Below are 23,736 nucleotides of genomic sequence, written 5' to 3'. Positions count from 1 at the left end.
CGCGGGCCGGCTTGGTCGCGTCAGGCACTCTGGAAAGATGCAGACGTTCCTGCCTTACCCAGGCTTCCTGGCCTCGGCTCAGGTGCTGGATCGCCAGCGGCTGGGCAAGCAGCGAGTGGAAACCCTGCAGATCCTGCGGGCTCTGGAATTGCCTGATTACGGTTGGCAGAACCATCCGGTGGTGCGAATGTGGCGCGGACGCACCCCCGCGCTGGTGCGATACGGGCTTGATTGCGTACGGGTCTGGATCGGCCGCGGCCATGGCGATTCGACCGCCGAGCAGATTGCGGAGTTCGCGCCGTGGGTTCGCGAACTCAGCCAGGACGACCTGCGACGCGAGTTCCTGCTGCCGGCGTGGCTGGGGGATGAGCGGCTGCATCGCTCGCACCGAAGCCAGTTGATCGGCAAGGACCCGGAGTTCTACCGGCCGTTGTTTCCCGAGACTCCAGAAGGCCTCGACTACTTCTGGCCCGAGCCGGACGATGTGACAGCGGCGCCGGACGCGGCATCGCATCGCTTCCTGTGGGTGTTGCGCCCGGAGTCCGAGCACGCCCTGGGCCGAGCGGTGCTCACCGGCGTGGTCGGATTCGGGATGGCTGCCGGCGTATCGGTCGACGCCTCCGCCGGAGACCTGGCAGCGCTGCGCGAGCTGCAGGTCAGCCCGTCCCGGCGGCCGTCGCGGGCTTTGCGGGCACTGGCCGAATTCGTCGATGCGGTGCAGACCGGCGATCACATCGGGGTATTGGTGTCCGGCGGCCAGTCGCTCCTCATCGGTCGGGTAACCGGGGCTTATACCTTCGCGCCGCGCGATACCGCTGGTTTGATGCACCGGCGCACCGTCGAGTGGCAACAGATTCTGCCGCGCTCTGCGATGCCGCGGCCAGCTGCTTTGCAGGATGTGCGACCGCTATTTCCGGTGGCCTGGAACCCCGAGCTCGCGCATTGATGCCGTATCCGCACAAGGCCCCGCCACAATACCGGGGCATTGCAGGTGTATACACCCCGGTGCAGGTCTTTGCCCGAGCCGGGGCTGCTTCACCTATCTGCGCTGATCCCGTTTGCCCCTCACGGCAGAGGAGGAACGGTGATGTGGCGCGACGTGCGGGAACCAGCACGCGCGGTCATCAACGGGACGGACTCTTCCGAGAATCAGAGCAACTATGGGTCAATCCCCTCTAAAAGGACGACCGGGCAAAAGAATTGTCGCCCGAGTTTGACTGCATAGTGGATCATCATGGAACATGCGTTCATGGCAAAGACAGTGGTTACCACAGATGACATCGACGGCTCTCCCAACGCAGAGACCGTGACCTTCAGTTTCGACGGCCGCAGCTTTGAGATTGATTTGAGCAAGAAGAGCCGCGCCGCGCTGGAGAAGGCGCTGAAGCCGTATATCGACGCGGGCCGGTCGGTCGGTGGCCGCACCACCCGTAGCAGCGGAGGCGGCGGCGGCCGGGGCCGTAGCCGTCGGTCCGGTTCGGTGGACCTCGCCGCCGTGCGGGCCTGGGCGGCCGAGAACGGGATCGCGGTATCCGACCGCGGCCGCATCAGCGGCAGCGTCCTGGAGCAGTACCAAGCCGCCCAGTAGGTAACGACTGGCCCGGCGAGATTCTCGCTGCGGTGTCGATCCGGCCTTGGCCTGTTCGTTGTCTGGGTAGAGGATCGGTGAGGCCGGTTCCTGCTCAGAGGAGAATGCGATGAAGCAGTACCTGATGTCGGTGCACATGGTCGAGGGTGCGCAAGTGCCGTCGCCGGAGGTCATCGGGCAGATGTACGCCGATGTCGATGAGTTCAACGCCAAGCTGCAGGCCGAAGGCGCCTGGGTGTTCGCGGGCGGGTTGCACCCGGCCGACACGGCCACCGTGGTGCGCATCCAGGACGGTGAGCTGCTGACCACCGACGGCCCGTTCGCCGAGACCAAGGAACAGCTCGGCGGGTTCTGGGTCATCAAGGCGCCCGACCTGGATGCCGCGCTGACCTGGGCGGCGGACGCGACCAGGGCCTGCCAAGCGCCGGTCGAGGTCAGGCCCTTCCAGGACGAAGCCGCGGACTAGCGCCGGCAGGCGAAGATCCGCCGTCGCCGGCGTCGCGTACCGGGTGCCGTCCGAAGCGGCCCGATCAGTCGTCCTGGGCGGCCCGGAGCGTCTCGACGTCCCGAGCGGCCTGCTGGCCGGCCCAGACCATCGCCCCGACCAGCGCGCCGCCGAGCACCCCCCAGACCGCTCCTATCCCGCAGTTGGGAAGTACCGGCTCATCGGTGCGCATCAGCGCCACCAGGGCGCCCGAGATCAGACCCCAGATCCCGAACCCGACCGCCCAGCCACCGACCTCGCGCACGGCGGTCACCGTCCGCACCATGGTGGCCGGCAGGAACCCGTTGACCAGCCCGACCCGGGGTCCCACGTCGAACGGCGGGGCCTTCCAGAACCACGCTCCCGTCACGATGAAAGCCACGAACACCACCACCGGACGCGGCGGAAGCTCGCGGGTCAGCGTTGCCAGCGCGACGAAGAATCCCAGGATCAACCGGATAGCCGAGATCTGGGGCGTTCGCGGCTGAGCATCGTTCACCGTTTCCAGCTCTGCCTCATTCACGGCGCCCCCTCGCCAGGCATGTTACTGGGCACCGGGCCAGTGACCGGCGCGACTCCTCCGGCCTCAGTCCACTCCGATGTCCTCGTTCCAGAGCTCCGGACGGGCGGCGATGAACTCGGTCATCAGCCGCACGCACTCCGGATCATCGAGCAGCAGCACCTCGACGCCGTTCTCGGCGAGCCAGTCGTGGCCGCCGTAGAACGTCCGGGCCTCGCCGATCACCAGCCGCGAGATGCCGAACTGGCGGATCAGCCCGCTGCAGTACCAGCACGGCGACAGCGTGGTGACCATGGTGGTTCCGCGGTAGGAGGCCTGCCGGCCGGCATTGCGGAAGGCCGCGGTTTCGCCGTGCATCGACGGGTCATCGTCCTGCACCCGGCGGTTTCGGCCCCGCCCGAGCACCTGGCCGTCACGGCCGAACAGGGCGCCGCCGATCGGGATGCCGCCCTCGGCCAGGCCCAGCCTGGCCTCCTCCAGCGCGATCGCCAACCATGCCTGCGGATCGAAGCTCGTCATCGCAGAAGACCTCATCGACTAGGACGGTAGTACCCACCGACCGGAATTTTCCGGCGGTTGCCCGGCGTTTCACCGCGCGTACGCCGGCGCACGCCCGGAGTCGTCGCCGTCCGGCTACCGATAGGCTCGGACGACTAGGCGGAGCTTCTGCTCCGCTTTGTGTATTGGAGTTTCCGCTGATGTCGTCTGACGCGCGTCGCGCGCGCTACCAACTCACCTTCGTCGTCCTGGCGGTCGGGGTCAGCACCTTCTCGCTGCTCCAGTCGCTGGTCTCGCCGGTGCTGGCGCTGCTGCAGCACAACCTGCACACCAACCAGGGCACGGTGACCTGGGTGCTGACCGCCTACCTGCTGTCGGCATCGGTGTGCACCCCGATCCTTGGCCGGATCGGCGACATGATCGGCAAGAAGAAGGTGCTGGTCGCCGTGCTGGCCACCCTGGCGCTCGGCTCGGTCCTGGCGGCGCTGGCCACCTCGATCACGGTGATGATCATCGCCCGGGTCATCCAGGGCGTCGGCGGCGGTCTGATTCCGCTCGCCTTCGGCATCATCCGCGACGAGTTTCCGCGCGAGAAGGTGCCCGGCGCGGTGGGCGCGATAGCGGCGTTGCTGGCCGTCGGCGGCGGGCTCGGGCTGGTGCTGGCCGGACCGATCGTCGATCTGCTCGACTACCACTGGCTGTTCTGGATTCCCGCTGGGGCAATGGTCGCAGCGGCGATCGCCACCCATTACGTGGTGCCGGAAAGTCGGGTCCGCACCCCCGGCAGGATCAGCTGGCTGGCTGCGGTCCTGCTGTCGGCCTGGCTGGTCGCGCTGCTGGTCGCCGTCAGCCAGGCGCCGGCCTGGGGCTGGGCGTCGGTGACGGTGCTCGGGCTGCTGGCCGCTTCGGTACTGCTGGCAGCGAGCTGGGTCGCGGTCGAACTGCGGTCCCGGCAGCCACTGATCGATATGCGGATGATGCGGATCCCGTCGGTGTGGACCACCAATCTGGTCGGGTTCCTCTTCGGCGTCGGGATGTACTCGATCTTCGCCTTCCTGCCGGAGTTCCTGCAGGCGCCGTCCTCGGTCGGGTACGGCTTCAGCGCCAGCATCACCGCTTCAGGCTTGATCCTGCTGCCGATGTCGGCCTCGATGTTCGGATTCGGGGTGTTCTCCGGCCGGCTGGCAACCCGGTTCACCGCCAAGGCGGTGCTGGTGTTCGGCTCGGCGCTGAGCGTGGCGCCGCTGCTGATTCTGGCGTTTGCCCATGGCCATATCTGGCAGATCACCGTTGCCACATTCCTGCTGGGCGCCGGCTTCGGGCTGGCCTTCTCGGCGATGTCGAACATCATCGTCGACTCGGTGCCCAGCAGTCAGACCGGTGTGGCCAGCGGGATGAACGCCAATATCCGCACCATCGGCGGCTCGGTCGGCGCCGCGGTGATGGCCAGCGTGGTCACCTCCGGAACGCTTGCCGGCGGCCTGCCGACGGAGGCCAGTTATACGGCCGGGTTTGCCCTGCTGGCCGGCGCGCTGCTGCTTGCCGCCTTGGCCGGCCTGCTCATCCCACCGCTGCGCGGCCTTCGCGATCCCCACCAACAGGAACAGGCGGCGATGTCGCATCCGGAGCTGGCGATCGTGGCCGGCGGCACCGTGGTCGGCAACGACCCGGAGTAGGCCGAGCCCGGGCCCGTGTGCCGAGGCGCTGGTGACCCTGGCCGCGGCGGTGCCTGACCGTTGACACACCTATCCGCACCGCGGGTAGCACCTTCAGCCAACGGACGGTTGTCGCGACCCTGGTCCTTGCCCAGTCCGGCCAGAGCAGAACCATCCAAGCGACGGCCACTGTCGAGAGGGTCAGGTCTTGCATCAACGGCTGCTAGAGACTCCCTCTGGCTGTGCGCCGGGTCAGTCCGGCCCCAGGTCGCCAGGCGCTTCATGCCGTCCCATTTTTCGCTGGCGGCGTAGCGCCGTGCTGGAATCCTGTCGGCGGCCGTCACTAAGGTCGATCCATGACTGCTGCCCCGGGTTATCTGAGATTTCCGCACATCCGCGGTGATCAGCTCGTCTTCGTCGCCGACAACGACGTCTGGCTGGCCCCTGCCGACGGTGGCCAGGCCCGGCGGCTGACCGCCGAAGGAACGCCGGTGGCGCGGCCGAGGCTGTCAGCCGACGGCACGCTGCTTGCCTGGGTCTCACGCCGCCACGGCGAGCCCGAGGTCTTTCTGGTCCCGGTGGCCGGCGGCACACCCCGGCAGCTCACCTTCTTCGGCCATGGCAGCACCGCCCTGCTGGGCTTCGGGCCGGATGGCAGGGTGCTGGTGGCCTCCGCCGGCTCGCAGCCGTTTCGCAGTTTCTGGTGGGCCTACGCCATCGATGTCAGCGAGGGGGCCGACCCGACCCCGCAGCGGCTGCCGTACGGGCCGGTGACGTCGGTGGCCATCGGTGATCCGGCGGTGGTGGTGGGCACCGGGTATCTCCGCGATTACGCCCACTGGAAGCGCTACCGAGGCGGCACGGCCGGACGGTTGTGGCTGGATGCCAGCGGCGGCGCGGGGGAGTTCAGTGAGCTGCTGGCCGACCTGGCCGGCCCCAAGATCGCGCCCACCTGGACCGGTGGGCGGCTGGCCTTCCTGGGCGATTTCGAAGGCCACGGCAACGTGTACTCGGTGGCTGCCGACGGTTCGGACCTGCGCCGGCACACCGATCACGACACCTTCTACGCCCGGCACCTGAGCGGTGACGGCAGCCGGCTGGTGTACCAGCACGCCGGCCAGGTCTGGCGGCTGGACACGCTGGAGCCCGATTCCCAGCCGCGCCGGCTTGACATCGAACTCAGCGGCAGCCGGTCGTTGCGGGCAGTCACCCCGGTGAAGGCCGCCGAGCACCTCGGTGACCTCGCTGTCGACGTCACCGGCCGGGCCAGCGCGATCGAGATCCGCGGCAACATCGTCTGGCTGACCCATCGCAACGGGCCGGCCCGGGTGGTGGCAGCCACGGCCGGGGTGCGGCACCGGCTGCCTGTGGTGTTGGGCGATGCCGACGACTCCGGGCAGCCGATGGTGGCCTACGTCAGCGATGCCGAGGGCGAGGACGCGATCGAGGTCACCGGGGCCGACGGCCACGTGCGGCGGTTCGGCGCGGGCAAGCTGGGCCGGGTCCTGGAGTTGGTGGCCAGCCCCGACGGCGCCACCTTGGCCGCGGCCACCCACGACGGCAGGCTGCTGGCGATCGCGACAGGCGACGAGACGATCACCGAACTGGAGGCGAACCCCCATGGCGAGCCGAGCCATCTGACGTTCTCCCCGGATTCCCGCTGGCTGGCGTACTCCGCGGCCGAAGGCACCGGTGGCAGGCTGCGCAGCATCCGGGTGGTGGAGCTGACCACCGGCCAGATCACCGCCGTCACCTCACACCGGTTCCTCGATACCGATCCCGCCTTCAGCCTGGACGGCAAGTACCTGGCGTTCCTCTCCGCGCGCACGTTCGACCCGGTCTATGACGCCCATGTCTTCGACCTGGCGTTCCCGCTGGCCATCCGGCCCTACCTCGTCACGCTGGCAGCGGGCACCCCGTCTCCGTTCGATCCGGAGCTGCGCGGCCAGGGCGATGAGGACGCCGCCGACGGCGGGTCCGGCGAGGGCCAGCCCGGGGACAGCGCGAGCAGGGTGGGCGCGGCGCAGCCGATCACCGTCGACCTGGCCGGCCTGGCCGAGCGGGTGGTCCCGTTTCCGGTCGCGGCCGGCCGGCTGGCGGACCTGCGGGCGGCCAAGGACGGTCTGGTCTGGACCGACAGCCCGGTCGCCGGTGAGCTGGGGGAGTCCCGCAACCCCGACGACGACATCCGGCCCTCGCTGCAGCGCTGGGACTTCTGCAAGCGCAAGCGGGTGGAGCTGGCGGCCCGGGTGGATGACTTCGCGGTGTCGGGCGACGGCAGCAAGCTGGTTCTCCGGGACGCCAAGGCGCTCAACCTGGTCCCCGCCGACCGCAAACCTGCCGAGGACGGCGAGGACACCGTCGCGATCGACCTGGACCGGGTTCGGCTGACGGTCGACCCGACGACCGAATGGCGCCAGATGGTGGACGAGACCGGCCGGTTGATGCGCGATCACTACTGGATCGAGGACATGGCCGGCATCGACTGGGAGGCCCAGGTGGCCAAGTACCGGCCGCTGGTGGACCAGCTCGGCAGCCGGGACGACCTGTCTGACCTGCTGTGGGAGATCAACGGCGAAACCGGCTCCTCGCACGCCTACGAGAAACCGCCGTCCGGGGATGCCGATCCGGTGCTGGCTCCGGCGTTCCTGGGCGCCGATCTCGACCGGGATGAGCAGGGCCGCTGGCGGATCGCCCGGATCATCGTCGGCGACAACTCCTCCCGGGAAGCTCGCTCCCCGCTGACCGCGCCAGGCGTGGCCGCCCGGCCCGGTGAGCTGATCCTCGCTGTCAACGGACGTCCGGTGGGAGCGGCCGGCCCCGCGGAGCTGCTTCTGGGCACCGCGAACAAGCCGGTGGAGTTGCGGCTGTTCCGCGACGGCGTGGAGCGATCGGTGGTGCTACGACCGCTGGCCGAGGAGACCGAGCTGCGCTACCTCGACTGGGTGGCCAGCCGGCGGGCCGCGGTGCACCGGGCCAGCGAGGGCCGCATCGGCTACGTGCACGTGCCCGACATGGTCTCCAGTGGCTGGGCGGCCTTTCACCGTGACCTGCGGGTGGAGATGGCTCGGGACGCGCTGCTGGTCGACACCCGGGACAACAGCGGCGGCCACACCTCCGAGCTGGTCATCGAGAAGCTGGCACGGCGGGTGTTGGGCTGGTCGACCGGACGGCACAGTGCCAGCTTCTCCTACCCGTACAGCGCGCCGCGGGGACCGCTGGTGTCGCTGGCCAACGAGTGGTCGGGTTCGGACGGCGACATCGTCAACGCCGCCTTCCAGTCCCTGAAGCTCGGGCCGGTGATCGGCACCCGGACCTGGGGTGGGGTGATCGGCATCGACGGCCGCTACAAGCTGGTCGACGGAACCGAGGTCACCCAGCCCCGGTACGCCTTCTGGTTCGAGACGTACGGCTGGGGCGTGGAGAACCACGGCGTCGACCCCGACATCGTGGTGGAGCTGCCGCCGCATGTCTGGGGTCAGGGGCTCGATCCGCAGCTGCAGGCCGGTATCGACCACCTGCTCGCCGAGCTGGAGAGCCGGCCGGCGCCGCCCCGCCCGGATCCGGCCCAACGTCCCTCACGCCGGGCCCCGGAGTTGCCGCCGCGACCCTGACCGCAGCGGCCGGTGACGCCCCCGCGCCGCAGATCGCGCTGACGGATGTCAGCCGGCCGCTGAGCAGATGTGATGATGTGCGGGATGTCAGCCGACCAGTCCGTCGAGCCGAGCAGGCCGTCCCGGACTACCGACCCGCTCGCCGAACCCCCCGGCGAGCTGGTCCCGATGTCGTTTCCCGGCGCCCGGCGGGTCGCCGGCTGGCTGTTCTGGGTGGTGTTCCCCGCGCTCTGCCTGGCGGCCATCGCGCTGGCGGTGTTCAACATCGCCGTGCATATCGGAGACCGTCCGACCGGCATCCGGGGCAGCTTCGTGGTGAGCCCGCGCACCTGCGTGCAGGGAATCTGCTCCTTCGGCGGGTTGTTCACCAGTGACGACGGCAGCATCAAGAACCTGCCGTTGCTCGGTGATCCCCGCTGGCATTCGGAGGACGTGCACCATGTGGTGTATGACCCGGGCAGTGTCGAGGTGACCGCCCTGCCCGGTCACTGGGACCCGACGCCGTCGGTGATCGCGGCGCTCGGAGGTGTGACCTACCTGGGTCTGGTGGGTTCCTTGGTGCGCGGCGCCCGCCGGGATCGGGAACACTAGAGACGCCACCCGCACCAGAAAGCAGCACCGCACGAGGCGCGACGGCACGAACGGCGCCGCCCTGCAAGCCGCCGCGGTCGCGCCCGGGACCAGCCCGCCGCGCGGAATGTCGCGGCCGACGAGAGAAGAGTAATGTCCGACCACAGCGCTGCCCAGCACGGCAACGATGCCGTCCGTTCCTCGATCCGCAACGTCGCGATCGTCGCGCACGTCGACCATGGCAAGACCACCCTGGTCGATGCGATGTTGTGGCAGACCGGCGCCTTCGGCGCGCACGAGCACATCGACGAGCGGGCGATGGACTCCAACGACCTCGAGCGCGAAAAAGGCATCACGATCCTGGCCAAGAACACCGCGGTCAACTACGTCTCGCCCGAGGGCGAGAAGATGATCATCAACATCATCGACACCCCGGGGCACGCCGACTTCGGTGGCGAGGTCGAGCGCGGCCTGTCCATGGTCGACGGCATCGTCCTGCTGGTCGACGCCTCCGAGGGGCCGCTGCCGCAGACCCGGTTCGTGCTGCGCAAGGCCCTGGACGCCAAGTTGCCGGTGATCCTGGTGATCAACAAGGTGGACCGGCCGGACGCCCGGATCGCCGAGGTCATCGACGAGACCTACGAGCTGTTCCTGGACCTCGACGCCACCGAGGACCAGATCGACTTCCCGATCGTCTACGCCTGCGCCCGGGACGGCAAGGCGTCGCTGGACCGGCCCGAAGACGGCACGGTGCCCAAGTCCGACGACCTCCAGCCGCTGTTCAGCACCATCCTCAACACCATCCCGGCGCCGTCCTACCGGACCGGCGCGCCGCTGCAGGCACACGTCACCAACCTGGACGCCTCGCCGTTCCTGGGCCGGATCGCGCTCTGCCGGGTGTTCCAGGGCGCCATCCGCAAGGGTCAGCAGGTCGCCTGGTGTCGGCACGACGGCACCATCTCGCAGGTCAAGATCACCGAGCTGCTGATGACCGAGGCGCTGGAGCGCAAGCCGGCCGAGACCGCGGGCCCGGGTGACATCATCGCGATCGCGGGCATCCCCGACATCATGATCGGCGACACGCTGGCCGATCTGGACGACCCGGTGCCGCTGCCGCTGATCACCGTGGACGAGCCGGCCATCTCGATGACGATCGGCACCAACACCTCGCCGCTGGCCGGCCGGGTCAAGGGATCGAAGGTCACCGCCCGCTTGGTCAAGGACCGGCTGGACCGGGAGCTGGTCGGCAACGTCTCGCTGCGGATCCTGCCGACCGAGCGTCCGGACGCCTGGGAGGTGCAGGGACGCGGCGAGCTCGCGCTGGCGATCCTGGTGGAGCAGATGCGCCGGGAAGGCTTCGAGCTGACCGTCGGCAAGCCTCAGGTGGTCACCAAGGTGATCGGCGGCAAGGTGCACGAGCCGGTGGAGCGGCTGACGGTGGACGCGCCGGAGGAGTACCTGGGCGCCATCACCCAGCTGCTGGCGGTGCGCAAGGGCCGGATGGAGACCATGACAAACCATGGCACCGGCTGGGTCCGGATGGAGTTCCTGGTGCCCTCGCGCGGCCTGATCGGCTTCCGGACCGAGTTCCTGACCGACACCCGCGGCACCGGGATCGTGCACCACGTCTTCGAGAAGTACGAGCCGTGGTTCGGCGAGCTGCGCACCCGCGGGTCCGGCTCGCTGGTCGCCGACCGGCCCGGTGTCACCACCCCGTTCGCGATGATCAACCTGCAGGAGCGCGGCACCCTGTTCGTCGAGCCGTCCACCGAGGTGTACGAGGGCATGCTGGTCGGGGAGAACTCCCGCGCCGACGACATGGACGTCAACATCACCAAGGAGAAGAAGCTCACCAACATGCGCTCCTCGACCTCGGATGAGTTCCAGCACCTGGTGCCGCCGCGCCGGCTGTCGCTGGAACAGTCGCTGGAGTTCTGCCGTGAGGACGAGTGCGTCGAGGTCACCCCGGAGACGGTGCGGATCCGCAAGGTGATCCTGTCCCAGCAGGAGCGCCAGCGCCAGCGCGGCACCCGATTCAAGGCCAGCCAGTAGCGCTGCGCCACTGGGCGGCCTGACCTCCCGCTGATCGTTCCCGGAACGCGGGAGGCCGGCCGCACACCGGCGGAGGGATTACAGGTCGGGGCCCTGCGCCCGCAGCTTGTCGACCTCTGCCATCGCCTGGCGCAGGTTGGCCAGCCACTCATCGGTGTGCTGGCCCACCAGGTTGACCGCCCAGGACAGCGCCTCTGATCTCGACCGGGCGACGCCGGCATCGACCAGGGTGTCGAGCACCTGGCGTTCGGGCTGGCGCAGCCGGGTCATCACCGGAACCGACAGGTGGGTGAACAGCACCCCGGTGTCGCCGATCTCAGCTCCCCAGGACACCTTGCGCCCGTAGCGAGCCTCGGCCTCAGCCGCGATCTTCATACGCTCGGTCCGGGTGTCCTCCCGGAACCGGCTGATCCGGCCGGCGGCAGCCGCATCGCTCGGGGCGTCCGCGCCCTCGGCGACCGGCGGCAGCTCGCCGGTCACGATGATCTCCTCACGGTCCACACTGACCGATGCCTGGCCGACGAACCAGTCCGAGGGCAGCCGGCCGGCGAACCAGTCCGGGGCGTCATCGGCCGGCGGCAGCTCGGCATGCTGCCAGCCGCCGGGACGGCCGAATCCACCGCGGTGGCCGCCCCGGCGTGGGCCGGCGCCGGGTCCGCGATGACCGCGACCGCGCGGTCCTGCTCCTTGTTCGGACTCCTGCCCAGCATCGGCCTGGGAGCGTTCTTCCTCAGCGCTCATTCCGCACCTCCGTACTTACATCAACGTGATAATTACATGATTACACGCTGACGAAGAGTACGACAAGGAGTTTCATCCTGCGGTGGGCGGCCACCAGGAATGGGTGGGACGGCGAGCAGGACTCAGACGTTGAGGGCCAGCACGTTGCTGCCTGCCGCATAGTCGGTGTCGACGATGCGCCCGTCCCCTGGCCGGTGGACCCGGCTGCGCGACAGATCCTTGGTGATGAAGGTGCGCAGCAGCCAGCGATCCTCGCCGTTGCCGTGATAGCGGAAGGAGCTCCGGCCGTGGAAGGCGTCGTGGTTGTCGATCAGCAGCAGGTCACCGGCCTCCAGCCGGGTGTCGATCACCGCCTCCGAGGCGACCGCGTACAGCGTGTCCAGGGCGGCCTGCGCCTCGGCGTCCAGGCCCCTGGTCTCGGCGAAGTCGCAGCGGATCCGCGGCCGCTTCGGATCACCGTCCAGCACCCGCACCGGGCCGATCAGGATCGGGTCGGTGAGTCCGGACCCGCGCAGGAACGAGCCGTCGACGGTGGTGTAGAAGCGGAGCTCGCTCAGAACTTCCAGGATGCGGGAATCCAGCAGCGGCAACAGCACGCTGGTCGGGGCGAGCACCGTGCGCGCGATGCGCTCGGGATCCGGTCGCAGGCATAGCAAGCCGATCACGTCGGCCCGGTACTCGGTGAACACCGTCTCGCAGTGCAGCTCCAGCAGGGCCCGACTGGAGATCGACTGCTGGGTGTCCTCGAAGCCTGCGACCGGCAGGATGTCCTGGATGATCTGACCGGCGAGCTCCGGCTGGAAACCGAACTGCTCGCCCACCAGCGCGGACGCCAGGCTGAACACCCGAGCCGCCGGCAGCCGGATGCCCCGGCCGTAGTCGGCATGATCAGGCGTCGGCGGCAGCGGGTCGACCGGCAGGTTGCGGATCAGCATGCCACCGGAGGGGTCGCCGTTGCGGCGGAAGTTCAGGGCCGCCCGCCGGATCCGCTCGGGCAGCCTGGAGCTGAGCAGCTGCGCGGTCATGACGAACTGCTCGGTGTCGGTCACCGGGTCCAAGCCCGCCAATTCCTCGGCCAGCAGCCGGAAGGCGTCCTGCTCTTCCTCGTTGAGACAGACCTGGGTCGGGAAGATGTCACTCATGAACTGCTCCAGCTCGTCGGTTTTGCCTTGCGCGGACAGGAATTTCTCCATTGAGGAGAGCGGTGCGGAGGGGTGGTTGGATACACCTTGTCTGCTGGCGACATCGAAATCAGTCGCCAGTGACGGAGGAAGCTCGATGAGGAGGGCCGGCCCAGCGGGTGTGCTCGAGTTCGCGGATCCGCTCCTCCGCGGTGTGATCCAGCCCTGCCATCGATCGCCGCAACAGCGGTGGCGCCATCACCGAGGTCACCACGGCGACCAGCACGATGATCGTGTAGGTGGCGGTGCTGATCACGCCGAGCCGAAGCCCGGCCATGGCGACGACGACCTCGACCACGCCCCTGGCATTCATCCCGGCGCCCAGCGCGAATCCCTCGCGGGCCGAGAGCCGGGACAGCCGGGCGCCGAGATAGGCGCCGGCGAACTTGCCGAGCACCGCCACACTCAGCACGATCAGCGCTGTCAGCAGCACCGTGCCATGAGCCAGCGAAGCCAGATCCATCCGCAGGCCCGCAGTGGCCAGGAAGACCGGCGCCCCGACCCACAGCACGAACGTCCGCAGTGGCGCCAGCCGGGCAGGATCGAGAACCTGCCGTACCTGGGTCGCGCTCAGCAGCATGCCGGCGACGAAGGCGCCGAACGCGGGCTCGAGCCCCAGCGCCTGGGTGGTGGCGGCCCCGGCGATGATCAGGACGACCGCGCTGGCCACTGCGGGACCGGTATCGGAGCTGCGGCCCGCCAGCGTGAACAGCACCCGGGCCACCGGGCGGCCGATGACCGCTACCGCGATCAGGAAGGCGATGATCTCGGCGACGGTCAGAGCGATCCGCCAGCCGTGCACGCCGCCGAGCGCCATCGCCGACACCACTGACAGCAGGCACCAGCCGACGGCGTCGTCGACAGCGCCCGCAGCCAGGGTCAACTGGCCGATGTCGCGGTGCAGCAGCTTCATGTCCAGCAGCGTCTTGGCGATCACCGGAATCGCGCTGACACACATGGCCACGCCCAGGAAGCAGGCGAAGGTCGCCCTGTCGGTGTTCCCGGATCTCAGCGTGGCCGGCAGCAGCCAACCCAGCAGGACCCCGAGGCCGAGCGGAATCAGCAAGCCGCACAGGCTGATCCTGACCGCGGTGCCGCCCCGCCGGCGAATCATGCCCAGATCGACGTGCATTCCGGAAAGGCCGACGAGCAGCAGCACGCCGACCTGGGCCACCGCGTTGACCATGTTCGCCTGCGGCGCGCTCGTGGGGAACAGCCAGTGCCACAATCCGGGTGCCAGGTGGCCGAGCAGGGACGGGCCGACCAGCACTCCGGTCAGCAGCTCGCCCACCACCGCGGGCAGTCCTACCCGAGCCGCCAGCCGTCCCAGGATCACCGCGAGGCCGAGCAGCGCGCAGAGCTGGATCAGGAAGACCAGCAGGTCGTGGCCGGCCGGCTGCGGAAGTGGAGAGAAGCCGGCGGCCAGGACGTGCGAGCTCATGTCGCGCCTCTGCGATCGCCCGTCAGTTGCCGAGGTAGGTCGATCGACTCCAGGCCGGTCTGCCGCGGCGGGTCTCCCAGCGCCCGGTCGGCGAGCGCCCGGGCCAGCACCGGAGCGAACTTGAACGACATCCCCCCGCAGGCGGCGAAGGCCCATACCCCGTCGGCAAGGCGCACCAGCAGCGGTCCCTGGCCGGCCTCGTCGGTGAGGTAGTAGCCCTCTGTCGCACCGGTCACCGCGGCCGGCTCGAAGGCGGTCAGCAGGGAGGCGAACCGGCGAACCAGGTGGGTGCGCCAGGTGCCGGGGGTCTGGCGATCGGTCAGCTCCGCCACCGTGCGGCACGCGCTGGCCGCGCTCAGACGCACCGGCGTGCCGGCCACCGGTGGCATCAACCACGCGTCGCCGGTGCTGCCGAGCCCCAGGACGGCCGGCGATCTCGACCACGCGGTGGGGAACCAGCTCGGCGAGTAGGACAGCATCGTCTGGCGTTTCAAGGTCAAGCTCGCTCCGAGCGCGGCCGGCAACAGGGCACGCGACCATGGCCCGGCCGCTACCACGACGCTGTCCGCGGTCAGGACGCGCCCGTCGGCGAGTTCGACCGACGCGGACTCGGTCACCTTGGTGACCCGGCGGGGGGAATGGAGGCGGACGGCCGGATGGCCGCGCAGCCAGCGAGCCGCCGACAGCAGCGCCTGATCAGCCAGCACGGCGCCGGCGGCCGGCTCCAGGACGGCGTTCTGTCCCGGCCTGACCCGCAGCTGCGGATACCGCGCGGACAGGTCCCGGCCCGACAGCGCGCGGACGGGCACCCCGGTTCCGGCCAGCAACGCCAGGTCGGCCTCGATGTCCGTAGCCAGGGTGAGCACTCCGGTGCGGTGGTAGAAGCGCCCGCCCAATCGGCGCTCGATCTCCACCCAGGCCTCGTGCAGGCCGGCCGCCGCGATCGACAGCAGCGGATCGCCCCGGTGCAGCGTCCGGATCACCCGGTGCTGGTCGTAGGAGGTGGCTGCCGTGGACGGGATACCCGCCTGCTCCACCAGGTCGACCTCAGCGCCCGCGCGAACACATTCCACGGCGGTGAGCAGGCCGATCACACCGCCGCCGACCACCACGACCCGCATGCCGGCTCACCTGCTCGCCGGGGAGATCGCCTCGTCCGCCGCGGTGAGCGACAGCAGCGGCGGAACGAACGGGGTGACCTCGCTGACCTCGAACGCACCCGGCGCCAGCACCCCGTCGAAGCCGCCGGCGGCGCGGGCCGCGGCGGCCAGGTCGATCAGGATCGGAGCGCTCAGCGCGATCAGCGCGCGGACCTGCAGGATGAGATCGCCCCACCCGGCCGGCTCCTCGTCGAATCCGCGCCCGTCGAGGCCGGTCGCCAGCCTGCTCAACCGGGCGATCTGGCTGAGGATCGTGTCGGCGCACCGGTTCAGGCTGTAGTTGGGCATCTCGTAGTGGAAGTCGAAGCGTGCCAGCATGGTCGCCGCCATCGCCCGTCCCGCGTCCGACACCGGCAGCACCACCGAGCCGGCGGCGTTCGCAGCAGCCTTCGCCAGCGCCTCGGCCAGCCGGTTCCACGGCTCGACCAGCCGCTCACGAGCGACCTTGTCCAGGCCGGCCCTGCTGAAGGTGGTCCGCTGGTACTCCGGCGCGGTCAGTGCCAGGTACAGCCGAACCGGATCGCGCGCCACCTCCGCGAGCAGCTCTTGCACCGAGAGGACGTGCCGCTTGCTGGTGGAGAACTTCTCGCTCTCCAGCTCGTAGAACTCGTTCGTCAGGACCCACTCCGGCCGGATGTAGGTGTCCCCGTGGGCCATCAGCAGCGCCATGTGGGTGAGGGCGAAGAAGTAGGCGTTGTCGAAGCCGAGGAAGTGCACGATCCGCGTGTTCTCCTCGGGCAGCCACAGCTGGCCGGGCGTGGTGTCGCGCCCCAGTTGCGCCGCGGCGTAGGAGGAGGTGTACATGCCAGCGGGGATCAGCTCCAGCCAGGCGTTGAGCACCTGGCCGGGAGTCTCGGGGAACGGCGCCGGCATTCCCCAGCTCAGCGGGTAGGTGATCGGCAGGTCCTGCAGTGGACGGGACAGGACGTCGCGGACCATCTGCACCAGGTGCGGGCGCCAGTAGGAGGACCACTGCTCGTGGTAGGCAGTCAGCTGCTCGCGGTATTCCTCCATCGGCAGCACCAGGATCGTGGTCTCCCGGAGGGTCGGCACGTCCTGCGGATCGATGGTGGAGCGCGGGTTGAGCAGCTGGTCGAAGTTGTTCGGATGGCAGCACGTCTCGCACAGGCCACCGCGGCAGGTCGCGAGGCAGACCGGGCACTCGCCCTCGATCAGCCCCTCGACCAGGAACTCTCCGGTGCGCTCCAGGTAGGGCATCTGCACGGTCTTCAGCCGGAACTTGCCAGCCGCGTGCAGCGCCCGGAAGTAGTCCTCGACGGTGGCCTGGTAGGTCTGGTCGAACGGCCCGAACCCGTCGACCGAGATGCCGATCGCGCTCAGCGCCTCGCGGATCAGTTCGGTGGAGGTGCGGCACAGCTCCGCCGGCTCGACACCGAGCCGGCGGGCGGAGGCCACCACGAAGGTCTGGCTGTCATCTGTGCCGGTCGTGAAGATCACCCCGCGGCCGCGGGCGCGCTGGTAGCGCGCGTAGACGTCACCGGCCAGGTACGGGCCGGCGATGTGGCCCAGGTGCATGCCGCCGTTCGGGGTCGGGTTGGGGCCGAGGACCAGTACCGGTCGGTCGTCCTCGGCAGGGCGCGGCGGCCTCACGCCTGGGTCTTCGCGCGGTTCTGGGCGAGGAAGCGCTCAGACATCTCCTCGTCCCACCACACGCTGTAGAACATGAACTCCTGATCGCCGTCGTTCAGCAGGCGATGCCGCTTGCCGGGCTGGAAGAACGCGACATCACCGGCAGCGAAGGGGGTTTCGTCCCCGTCGCATTCGATGACCGCCGAGCCCCGTACCGCGATGAAGATCTCGTGCTCGTGGTGGGAGTGCAGCGTCGACCGGGTTCGTGGCATGGCCAGCGCCCAGGAGCTCTCGAACGGAGCGTTCAGCACTGCCCAGGGCTGCAGCCGTTGGGTGTGGAGCCCGTACTCGTACAGGAGATTGTCATGCTGGAGATGGACGATGTCGACTGCCATGGTTACCTTCCCGCAAGGTGTTCGAGGGTGGTTGGCCCGTGCGTGGCGGCTCTGCCGTTACTGGCGTTCATGGCCGCCCGATGGTTGATCAGGTCGAGCGTGATGTCCCTGGCCCGGTGGGCCAGAACGCTGAGGAGCGAGTCGCCGATGCCGTGGGTCGCTTCATTGATTCCCTGCAGGTAGCAGGCGGCCTCGGCCGGCTCGTCGATCACCAGCCGGTAGCCGCGAGTCACCTCGATGCTGGCCAGCCCGATCGCGTTGGCCAGGCCCTGGACCAGCCTCGGCGGACGCCAGTCGAACCCGGTGCCCAGGAACACCAGATCCCGGCGCAACTCCGTCACCGCGCTCGTCCTGCGATCGGTCAGCTCCAGGACAACCTCGCCGTCCTCCTCGCGAGCTGCGGTGATCTCGGTCATCGTGATCAGCCGGCGGTCCTGGCGCTGGTCGAGGCGGTCGCGGTAGAAGTCGGTGTACAGCCGCTGGAGCATCGCAGGCGTCATGCAGGAGTAGTTGGTCTTGTACAGCTCCTGCCGGATCAGCGCCCGCCCCGTCGCCGGGGTGGCGAAGAACTCATCGACGTAGGACGGGTAGTAGAGCTCGTTGGTGAACTTGCTGGACGGATCCGCAGTCGGCCCGATCGAGCGCATCACCCAGGCCACGTCGCTGTCGGGCAGATCCTCCCGCAGCGCCCGGAACACCTCGGCCGCGCTCTGCGAGCTTCCGATCAGCGCGAGGCGGTACGGCAGTTGCTTCTGCAGCTCGGCGATCCCGGGCCGGTACCGGGTGCTGTGGATGATCCGGTTCGGTGGCAGGGCTGCCAGCGCCGGCGGGATATTCGGATCCCGGCCGGTTGCCAGCACCAGATAGCGGCTGGAGATCGTGGAGCCGTCGGCGAGCGTGGTCGTCCAGCCGGTCAGCGCGCCCGAGTCTGACCGGGACGGCGCGATGCCGACGCACTCGCGGCCCAGCTCCAGCCGCACCCTGGTGAGCGAGTCGGCCACCCAGTTCAGATACGCCGAGATCTCCAGCCGGTACGGGCTCTGCTGGCCCAGGTTGATGAAGTCGTCCAGCCGGCCGGTGGACCTCAGGAAGTTGAGAAAGGTGAATCGGCTGCGCGGATTGCGCAGCGTCACCAAGTCCTTGAGGAAGGAGACCTGGCTCTTGGCCCACGGCAGCAGCAGGCCCGACTGCCATTCGATCGTGGGATTGCGGTCGATGATCAGGGCGTTGTCGGCGAGGTCGGGCGCCAGCTCCTCCAGCGCCACGGCGAGCCCGAGATTGGACGGCCCGGCTCCTATCGCGAGCAGTTCTACCTCATGCGTGGTCATCGGCGTCTCCGTTCGGCGACAGGTGGACCGGCAGCGCCAGGAGGCCGCGCAGCAGGGCGTTGCTGTCGCGGCGCAGCTGCTCGGGTTCCACCGCCAGCCGCAACCGGGGATAGCGGGTGATCAGCCGGCCCAGCGCTATCTCGATCTGCATCTTGGCCAGCGGCACCCCGATGCAGTAATGCAGGCCGTGGCCGAAGGCCATGCTGCCGACCGGACGGCGACCCAGGTCGAGCCGGTCGGCATCGGCGAAGTGGCTGCTGTCGCGGTTGGCCGAGTGCCAGGACAGCGCCAGGATCTCCCCGGCCGGAATGACCGAGCCGCCGATCGGGATATCGGCCGTGGTGAACCGGAACGTGCCCACCCCCGAGGGGCCGTCGAAGCGCAACAGCTCGTCCACGGCTGCCGGCAGCAGGCCGGGGTCGGCGTGCAGCCTGGCCAACTCGGCCGGATACGTCAGCAGGTTCGCCACGGCGTTGCCGATCGAGTAGATGGTGGTGATGTGACCCGCCACCGCCAGCACGAAGATCATCGAGACCAGTTCGTTCTGGGTGAGCCGATCACCGCCGTCGCTGGCCAGGACCAGCTCGCTGATCAGGTCGTCGCAGGGCTTCGCCCGCTTGCTGTCGATCAGCGCGTTGGCGTAATCGACCATCAGCTGCGAGGCGCGGGCGACCTCGTCCGGGTCCTGCCCGGCGCCGACCAGCTTGAGCGACCACTGCCTGAAGTTCTCGCGGTCCGCCTCTGCCATTCCGCACAGGTCGCAGATGATGGTGAGCGGCAGCCGAACCGCGAACTCCTCGATGAGATCTGCCTCGGCCCGCCCGTCCATGGCGTCGAGCAACTGGTCGACCACCTGCTCGATGCGGGGCCGCAGCCGCTCCACCCGCTGGCCGGTGAAGGCCTTGCTGACCAGGGCGCGCAACCTCGTGTGCCTCGGCGGGTCGCTGTTGAGCATGTGACCCGCCAGGTCGTCATCGAAGCCGGGACCGGCGCCTTCCTGGCTCTCGGGCTGGACGGCCATCCCCGAATGCCGGGCGAACAGCTCGTTCATCCGGCGGCCGTCCTTGCTCACCCGCGAGTCGTTGACCAGTGCCCGTACCTCGTCGTAGCCGGTGACCAGCCAGACCTTGGCGCCATGGGCCCAGACGACCTCATGCACCGGACCCTTTTCCCGGTATAGCTTCAAGATGCTGTAGGGATCCTGCATGAAGTCGGCGGGGACCCGCTCGACGAAATCCAAGGATTCGGATTTCACAGTATTGATGCTCCTCGCCGCAGCTGGCAGCCGCCTCGTCCGGACCGCTGCAATCACAAGAGCTTGCGAGCGAAGGCAGTTGATACAACACAGACCGGTAGGTTCCAGGTAGCTTCGGCGGACCTGTGTGCGGTTGTGGCCAGAAGGCTTCGGGCTCGAAGAGGTATCGACGGAGCTATCGGGCCGTTCTTGTGGAGAAGGGCATTCACGGGTCTATGCGATCGGGATGGCCCAGCTATTCCTGGTGATCGGCACCTTGTTGTGGACGCTGTCGGAGACCACCGGCTGATCAGGTGGCTGGCTGCTGCGACACCACCACCTGGACCTGTATCAACACCAACTGCCGGGGCGCTCTGGTAGGGAACGGCATATCCGCACGGCGGAGGCGGGTGCGGGTGGCGATCTTGCCGCTGCCTCACTGACCTTCGATTCTCCGGACAGGCGGATATCCATGGGTAGCAAACTCACCGACGATCTCACTGAGGACGAGCGACCGGGCCGGACGGGCGTCCTCGCCACCTGGCGGGAGACCTCCGGGCAGGCGAAGGCGTTGCTGGCCGGCGTGTTCGTCAGCAAGCTCGCCGGTTTCATTCAGATCTTCCTGGTGCTGTTCCTCACCTCTCGCGGGTTCTCCTCCGGCCAAGCCGGCCTGGCCCTGGGCCTCTACGGCGCCGGAGCGGTAGTGGGCACCTTCGTCGGCGGATCGATGAGCGATCGGCTCAGTGCGCGCACGGCAACCGTCATCAGCATGCTGGGGTCGGCGCTGCTGATCGTGTCCATCATCTACCTCGACCAGTACCTGCTCCTGCTGCTTGCCGTGCTGCTGGTGAGCGCCGTCGGCCAGCTCTACCGTCCGGCCGCGCAATCGCTGATCACCGAGCTCACCCCGCCCAACCGGCTGGTGATGGTGACCGCGATGTACCGGTTGAGCTTGAACCTGGGGACCACGGCCGCGCCACTGATCGGCGTGGCGCTGGTCTCGGTGTCCTACGACCTGCTGTTCTGGGCTGAGGCGCTGGCCGCACTGATCTACTGCTTGATAGCACTGCGGTTCCTGCCACGCGGCAGCGGGCAGGCCGACCCGGCTGCCGAGACCGCCGGAGCCGAGCCCCCCGGAGCCGAGACCGTCGAGGCCCAGCAGGCCGGCGAGCCTGCCCTGGACAAGAAGTCCCGCTCGGGTTACCTGGCGTTGCTCGAGGACTGGCGGTATGTGACCTTCCTGTTCGCGTTCCTGCTGCTGTGCGCGGTCTATGTCCAGTACACCGCGGTGCTGCCGCTGGCCATCATCGAGGCCGGGCTGAGTACCTGGTGGTACGGCGCTGTCATCACGATCAACGGCGCCCTCGTGGTGACCTGCGAGGTGGTGGCCACCAGGTTCGTCCAGACCTGGCCGCTGCGACTGACGCAGCTGAGCGGATTCGCGCTTCTGGCAGTCGGCTACAGCATCTACGCGATCGACTTGATCCCGGTCCTGCTCATCGTCGGCACGCTGGTGTGGACGCTGTCGGAGATCATCGGCGCGCCGACCATCTGGGCCTACCCGGGCATGGTCGCTCCCGCCAGACTGCGGGGCCGGTACTTCGGCGCCATGCAGAGCATGTACGGACTCGGCTCTACCGTCGGCCCGATCGTGGGAATCCTGTTGTTCGAGCATCTTGGCCAGCAGTTCTTCCTGTGGGCGGCGGCGGTGATGGTGCTGGCCACGGTCATCGGCCGGATCGGCATGCGCGATTCCGTGGAGGAGCATGCGACCGAGCCGGTCGATGAGCCGATTCTCACCGAGCCCACCCCCTGACCCGTCCTATCTTCACGCCCCGCAGGCCACCCACGGCACGTTGCCGAAAGGCCCGAGGGCCTCGAGGCCCTAGAACGCTGAGGCTTGAGGGCCGAGCGCGCACCGCCGCCCCAGCGCCGATCACGGATGCTGGGGCGGCGGACTCATGCCGTACGGCATAAGGTCTTGCTACTCGACGTGATTGGGCATTCCGTGCGGCAGCTCCTCCAGGATGGAGATGCCGCTGTCGGCGCCGTCCCCGAAGCGCTCCCAGTGCTCGGTCAGCCGGATCCGGCCATCGGTCAATACCTGTGGCACGCTGCGGCAGATACCGGTGACGGGCTCGCCACTGGCCAGCACCATGCAGTACGCGAACCGCAACCCCCCGTCCGGCGCGCTGGTGCCGGCGAGTGAGCCGCGGCGGACCTCGCCGCCGGAGAACTCTGCCCAGATCAGGTCCTGCTGCTGGTGGTAATCAGCGACGACGGCGGGGCCAGGAGCCGCGGGCGCCGGGCTGAACCGCCGGCCGTCATAGTTGATCATGTCGCTCCTCATCGTGCGGCGCTGCTGCGGCTCAGTGGCGGCTGTCGGAGCCCACCGGCTCCTTCACAAGGTGTCGGCTGCCGATCGGGTCGCGGTCGGCCAGGATGTCCTGAACGGTGGCGGCGGTGCGGTGTGCCATCACGCTGAACAGGGAATCGCCGACGCCGTGGGTGTCCTCGTTCATCCCGTGCAGATAGCAGGCAGCCTCGGACGGCTCGTCGAGCAGCAGCCGGTACCGGCGGCTCACGGTCGCCCCGGGTAGCTGCAGCGCGGCGGTGAAGTTCTTGACCACGGCAGGCATCCCGCGCACGAATCCGGTTCCCAGGAACACCAGGTCGCGCTCCAGCCGGGTGATCTCCCCGGTGGTCCGGTCCGCCAGCTCCAGCACCACCCCGTCCTCGGTCTCGACGGCGCCGACGAGGTCGGACATGGTGATCATGCGGGTCCGGTCCTGGCCGGTGAGCTGGCCCAGGTACCGGTCGGAGTACAGGTTGCGCAGCAGCTCGGGCTCGACTCCGGAGTAGTTGGTGCGGTGCATCTCCCGCCGGATCTCTTCCCGGCCTTCGGGGGAGGCGCCGTACACGGTGTCGACGAAGGACGGGTAGTAGCGCTCGTTGCTGAACGGGCTCGATTGCAGGGCGCTCGGACTGAGGGAGCGCATCACCCACGCGATCTCGGCGTTGGGCAGGTCCTGCTGCAGCGCGCAGAACATCTCTGCCGCGCTCTGGGCTCCGCCGAGCACGGCGACCCGGTGCGGCAGCTCACGCTCCACTCCTGCCATCCGGAAGGTGTAGCGGTTGCTGTGCACGACCCGCTCCGGCGACAGCCCGACCAGGGCCGGGGGGATGTGCGGGTCGCGTCCGGTCGCGATCACCAGGTAGCGGCTGGAGATCGTCGAGCCATCGGCCAGCCGGCACAACCAGCCCACCAGAGTGCCGACGGAGTCACGGCGTGGCTCCAGCCCCACCGACTCGCAGCCCAGCTCCACCCGCACCTTGGTGAGCGATTTCGCTACCCAGGCGAGGTATTCGGAGATCTCGCTGCGGTACGGCCAGACATTGCCCAGGTTGATGAAGTCGTCCAACCGGCCCTGGGAGTGCAGGAAGTTGATGAAGGAGAACTCGCTGCACGGATTGCGCAGCGTCACCAGGTCCTTGAGGAAGGAGATCTGGCTGGTCGCCCACGGCAGGAGCAATCCCTGCTGCCACACCACCGCCTCGGACCGGTCGATGAGCAAGGAGTTCTCGGCGAGATCCGGTGCCAGCTCCTCCAACGCCACCGCGAGGGCGAGGTTGGAGGGCCCGGCGCCGATGGCAAGCAGTTCGACGTCCTGGTGCGTCATGTGTT

General features: G+C 68.8%; 20 protein-coding genes. 8 read left to right on the top strand and 12 right to left on the bottom strand.

Features of this window, described 5'->3' with window-relative positions:
- Positions 1 to 37 precede the first annotated feature (37 nt).
- The 3 genes from VF612_RS08060 (at position 38) to VF612_RS08050 (ending at position 2,054) form a co-directional block, all read left to right on the top strand.
- Positions 38 to 946: an MSMEG_6728 family protein gene (locus VF612_RS08060; protein ID WP_408659340.1), complete on the top strand. Its 909-nt coding sequence runs from the start codon at positions 38 to 40 to the stop codon at positions 944 to 946.
- A 288-nt stretch (positions 947 to 1,234) separates the two neighbouring features.
- Entirely contained in the window at positions 1,235 to 1,588 is a 354-nt protein-coding gene (locus VF612_RS08055; protein WP_408659339.1) for a histone-like nucleoid-structuring protein Lsr2, read from the top strand.
- 109 nt (positions 1,589 to 1,697) lie between these two features.
- Positions 1,698 to 2,054 (top strand): YciI family protein, encoded by a 357-nt coding sequence (locus VF612_RS08050; RefSeq protein WP_408659338.1) that lies wholly within the window; start codon positions 1,698 to 1,700, stop codon positions 2,052 to 2,054.
- A gap of 64 nt (positions 2,055 to 2,118) precedes the next feature.
- Here VF612_RS08050 and VF612_RS08045 read toward each other — a convergent pair whose 3' ends face one another.
- Together VF612_RS08045 and VF612_RS08040 are read right to left on the bottom strand one after the other, a co-directional pair.
- Positions 2,119 to 2,595, bottom strand: coding sequence for a hypothetical protein (locus tag VF612_RS08045; protein WP_408659337.1), 477 nt, complete (start codon positions 2,593 to 2,595; stop codon positions 2,119 to 2,121).
- A gap of 63 nt (positions 2,596 to 2,658) precedes the next feature.
- On the bottom strand, positions 2,659 to 3,111 hold the full coding sequence (locus VF612_RS08040; RefSeq protein ID WP_408659336.1) for a nucleoside deaminase: 453 nt from the start codon (positions 3,109 to 3,111) through the stop codon (positions 2,659 to 2,661).
- A 179-nt stretch (positions 3,112 to 3,290) separates the two neighbouring features.
- On the opposite strand from VF612_RS08040, the gene VF612_RS08035 reads away from it, so the two are divergent.
- The 4 genes from VF612_RS08035 to typA all read left to right on the top strand — a co-directional run bounded on the left by VF612_RS08035 (position 3,291) and on the right by typA (position 10,981).
- Positions 3,291 to 4,766, top strand: a complete 1,476-nt coding sequence (locus tag VF612_RS08035) for an MFS transporter (RefSeq protein ID WP_408659335.1) — start codon at positions 3,291 to 3,293, stop codon at positions 4,764 to 4,766.
- 335 nt (positions 4,767 to 5,101) lie between these two features.
- Entirely contained in the window at positions 5,102 to 8,359 is a 3,258-nt protein-coding gene (locus tag VF612_RS08030; RefSeq protein WP_408659334.1) for a S41 family peptidase, read from the top strand.
- An 84-nt stretch (positions 8,360 to 8,443) separates the two neighbouring features.
- Positions 8,444 to 8,950, top strand: coding sequence for a hypothetical protein (locus tag VF612_RS08025; RefSeq protein WP_408659333.1), 507 nt, complete (start codon positions 8,444 to 8,446; stop codon positions 8,948 to 8,950).
- Positions 8,951 to 9,082: 132 nt separating this feature from the next.
- The gene (gene typA / locus VF612_RS08020) at positions 9,083 to 10,981 is read left to right on the top strand and encodes a translational GTPase TypA (protein WP_408659332.1); all 1,899 of its coding nucleotides are present in this window, start codon (positions 9,083 to 9,085) and stop codon (positions 10,979 to 10,981) included.
- 78 nt (positions 10,982 to 11,059) lie between these two features.
- Here typA and VF612_RS08015 read toward each other — a convergent pair whose 3' ends face one another.
- From VF612_RS08015 to VF612_RS07980, 8 genes are all read right to left on the bottom strand, one after another.
- The gene (locus VF612_RS08015; protein ID WP_408659331.1) at positions 11,060 to 11,722 is read right to left on the bottom strand and encodes a hypothetical protein; all 663 of its coding nucleotides are present in this window, start codon (positions 11,720 to 11,722) and stop codon (positions 11,060 to 11,062) included.
- Positions 11,723 to 11,844: 122 nt separating this feature from the next.
- Entirely contained in the window at positions 11,845 to 12,864 is a 1,020-nt protein-coding gene (locus VF612_RS08010; protein ID WP_408659330.1) for a TauD/TfdA family dioxygenase, read from the bottom strand.
- A 109-nt stretch (positions 12,865 to 12,973) separates the two neighbouring features.
- Positions 12,974 to 14,344, bottom strand: a complete 1,371-nt coding sequence (locus VF612_RS08005) for a cation:proton antiporter (RefSeq protein ID WP_408659329.1) — start codon at positions 14,342 to 14,344, stop codon at positions 12,974 to 12,976.
- A complete protein-coding gene (locus VF612_RS08000; RefSeq protein WP_408659328.1) occupies positions 14,341 to 15,465 on the bottom strand; it encodes an NAD(P)/FAD-dependent oxidoreductase in 1,125 nt (374 codons plus the stop codon). The genes VF612_RS08005 and VF612_RS08000 overlap by 4 nt, the downstream gene beginning before the upstream one ends.
- 6 nt (positions 15,466 to 15,471) lie before the next feature.
- Complete coding sequence (locus VF612_RS07995; protein WP_408659327.1) at positions 15,472 to 17,115, bottom strand: class I tRNA ligase family protein; 1,644 nt, start codon at positions 17,113 to 17,115, stop codon at positions 15,472 to 15,474.
- Positions 17,112 to 17,489 (bottom strand): cupin domain-containing protein, encoded by a 378-nt coding sequence (locus VF612_RS07990; RefSeq protein ID WP_408659326.1) that lies wholly within the window; start codon positions 17,487 to 17,489, stop codon positions 17,112 to 17,114. The genes VF612_RS07995 and VF612_RS07990 overlap by 4 nt, the downstream gene beginning before the upstream one ends.
- A 2-nt stretch (positions 17,490 to 17,491) precedes the next feature.
- A complete protein-coding gene (locus tag VF612_RS07985; protein WP_408659325.1) occupies positions 17,492 to 18,817 on the bottom strand; it encodes a SidA/IucD/PvdA family monooxygenase in 1,326 nt (441 codons plus the stop codon).
- The gene (locus tag VF612_RS07980; protein ID WP_408659324.1) at positions 18,804 to 20,072 is read right to left on the bottom strand and encodes a cytochrome P450 family protein; all 1,269 of its coding nucleotides are present in this window, start codon (positions 20,070 to 20,072) and stop codon (positions 18,804 to 18,806) included. Before VF612_RS07980 ends, VF612_RS07985 begins: the two co-directional genes overlap by 14 nt.
- Positions 20,073 to 20,523: 451 nt before the next feature.
- Here VF612_RS07980 and VF612_RS07975 point away from each other — a divergent pair, with 451 nt between their 5' ends.
- On the top strand, positions 20,524 to 21,867 hold the full coding sequence (locus tag VF612_RS07975; protein ID WP_408659323.1) for an MFS transporter: 1,344 nt from the start codon (positions 20,524 to 20,526) through the stop codon (positions 21,865 to 21,867).
- A 168-nt stretch (positions 21,868 to 22,035) separates the two neighbouring features.
- Here the strand turns inward: VF612_RS07975 and VF612_RS07970 are convergent, their stop codons facing one another.
- Together VF612_RS07970 and VF612_RS07965 are read right to left on the bottom strand one after the other, a co-directional pair.
- Positions 22,036 to 22,389 carry a hypothetical protein gene (locus tag VF612_RS07970; RefSeq protein WP_408659322.1) on the bottom strand — a complete coding sequence of 118 codons (354 nt, stop codon included), beginning with the start codon at positions 22,387 to 22,389 and terminating at the stop codon, positions 22,036 to 22,038.
- Between the two features lie 31 nt (positions 22,390 to 22,420).
- Complete coding sequence (locus VF612_RS07965; RefSeq protein WP_408659321.1) at positions 22,421 to 23,731, bottom strand: SidA/IucD/PvdA family monooxygenase; 1,311 nt, start codon at positions 23,729 to 23,731, stop codon at positions 22,421 to 22,423.
- Between the last annotated feature and the right edge of the window lie 5 nt (positions 23,732 to 23,736).

Source organism: Jatrophihabitans sp. (assembly GCF_036388195.1).
Lineage (GTDB): Bacteria > Actinomycetota > Actinomycetes > Mycobacteriales > Jatrophihabitantaceae > Jatrophihabitans_A.
Note: the sequence above shows the minus strand (reverse complement) of the source record. Positions and strands in the feature narration are given on the sequence as shown.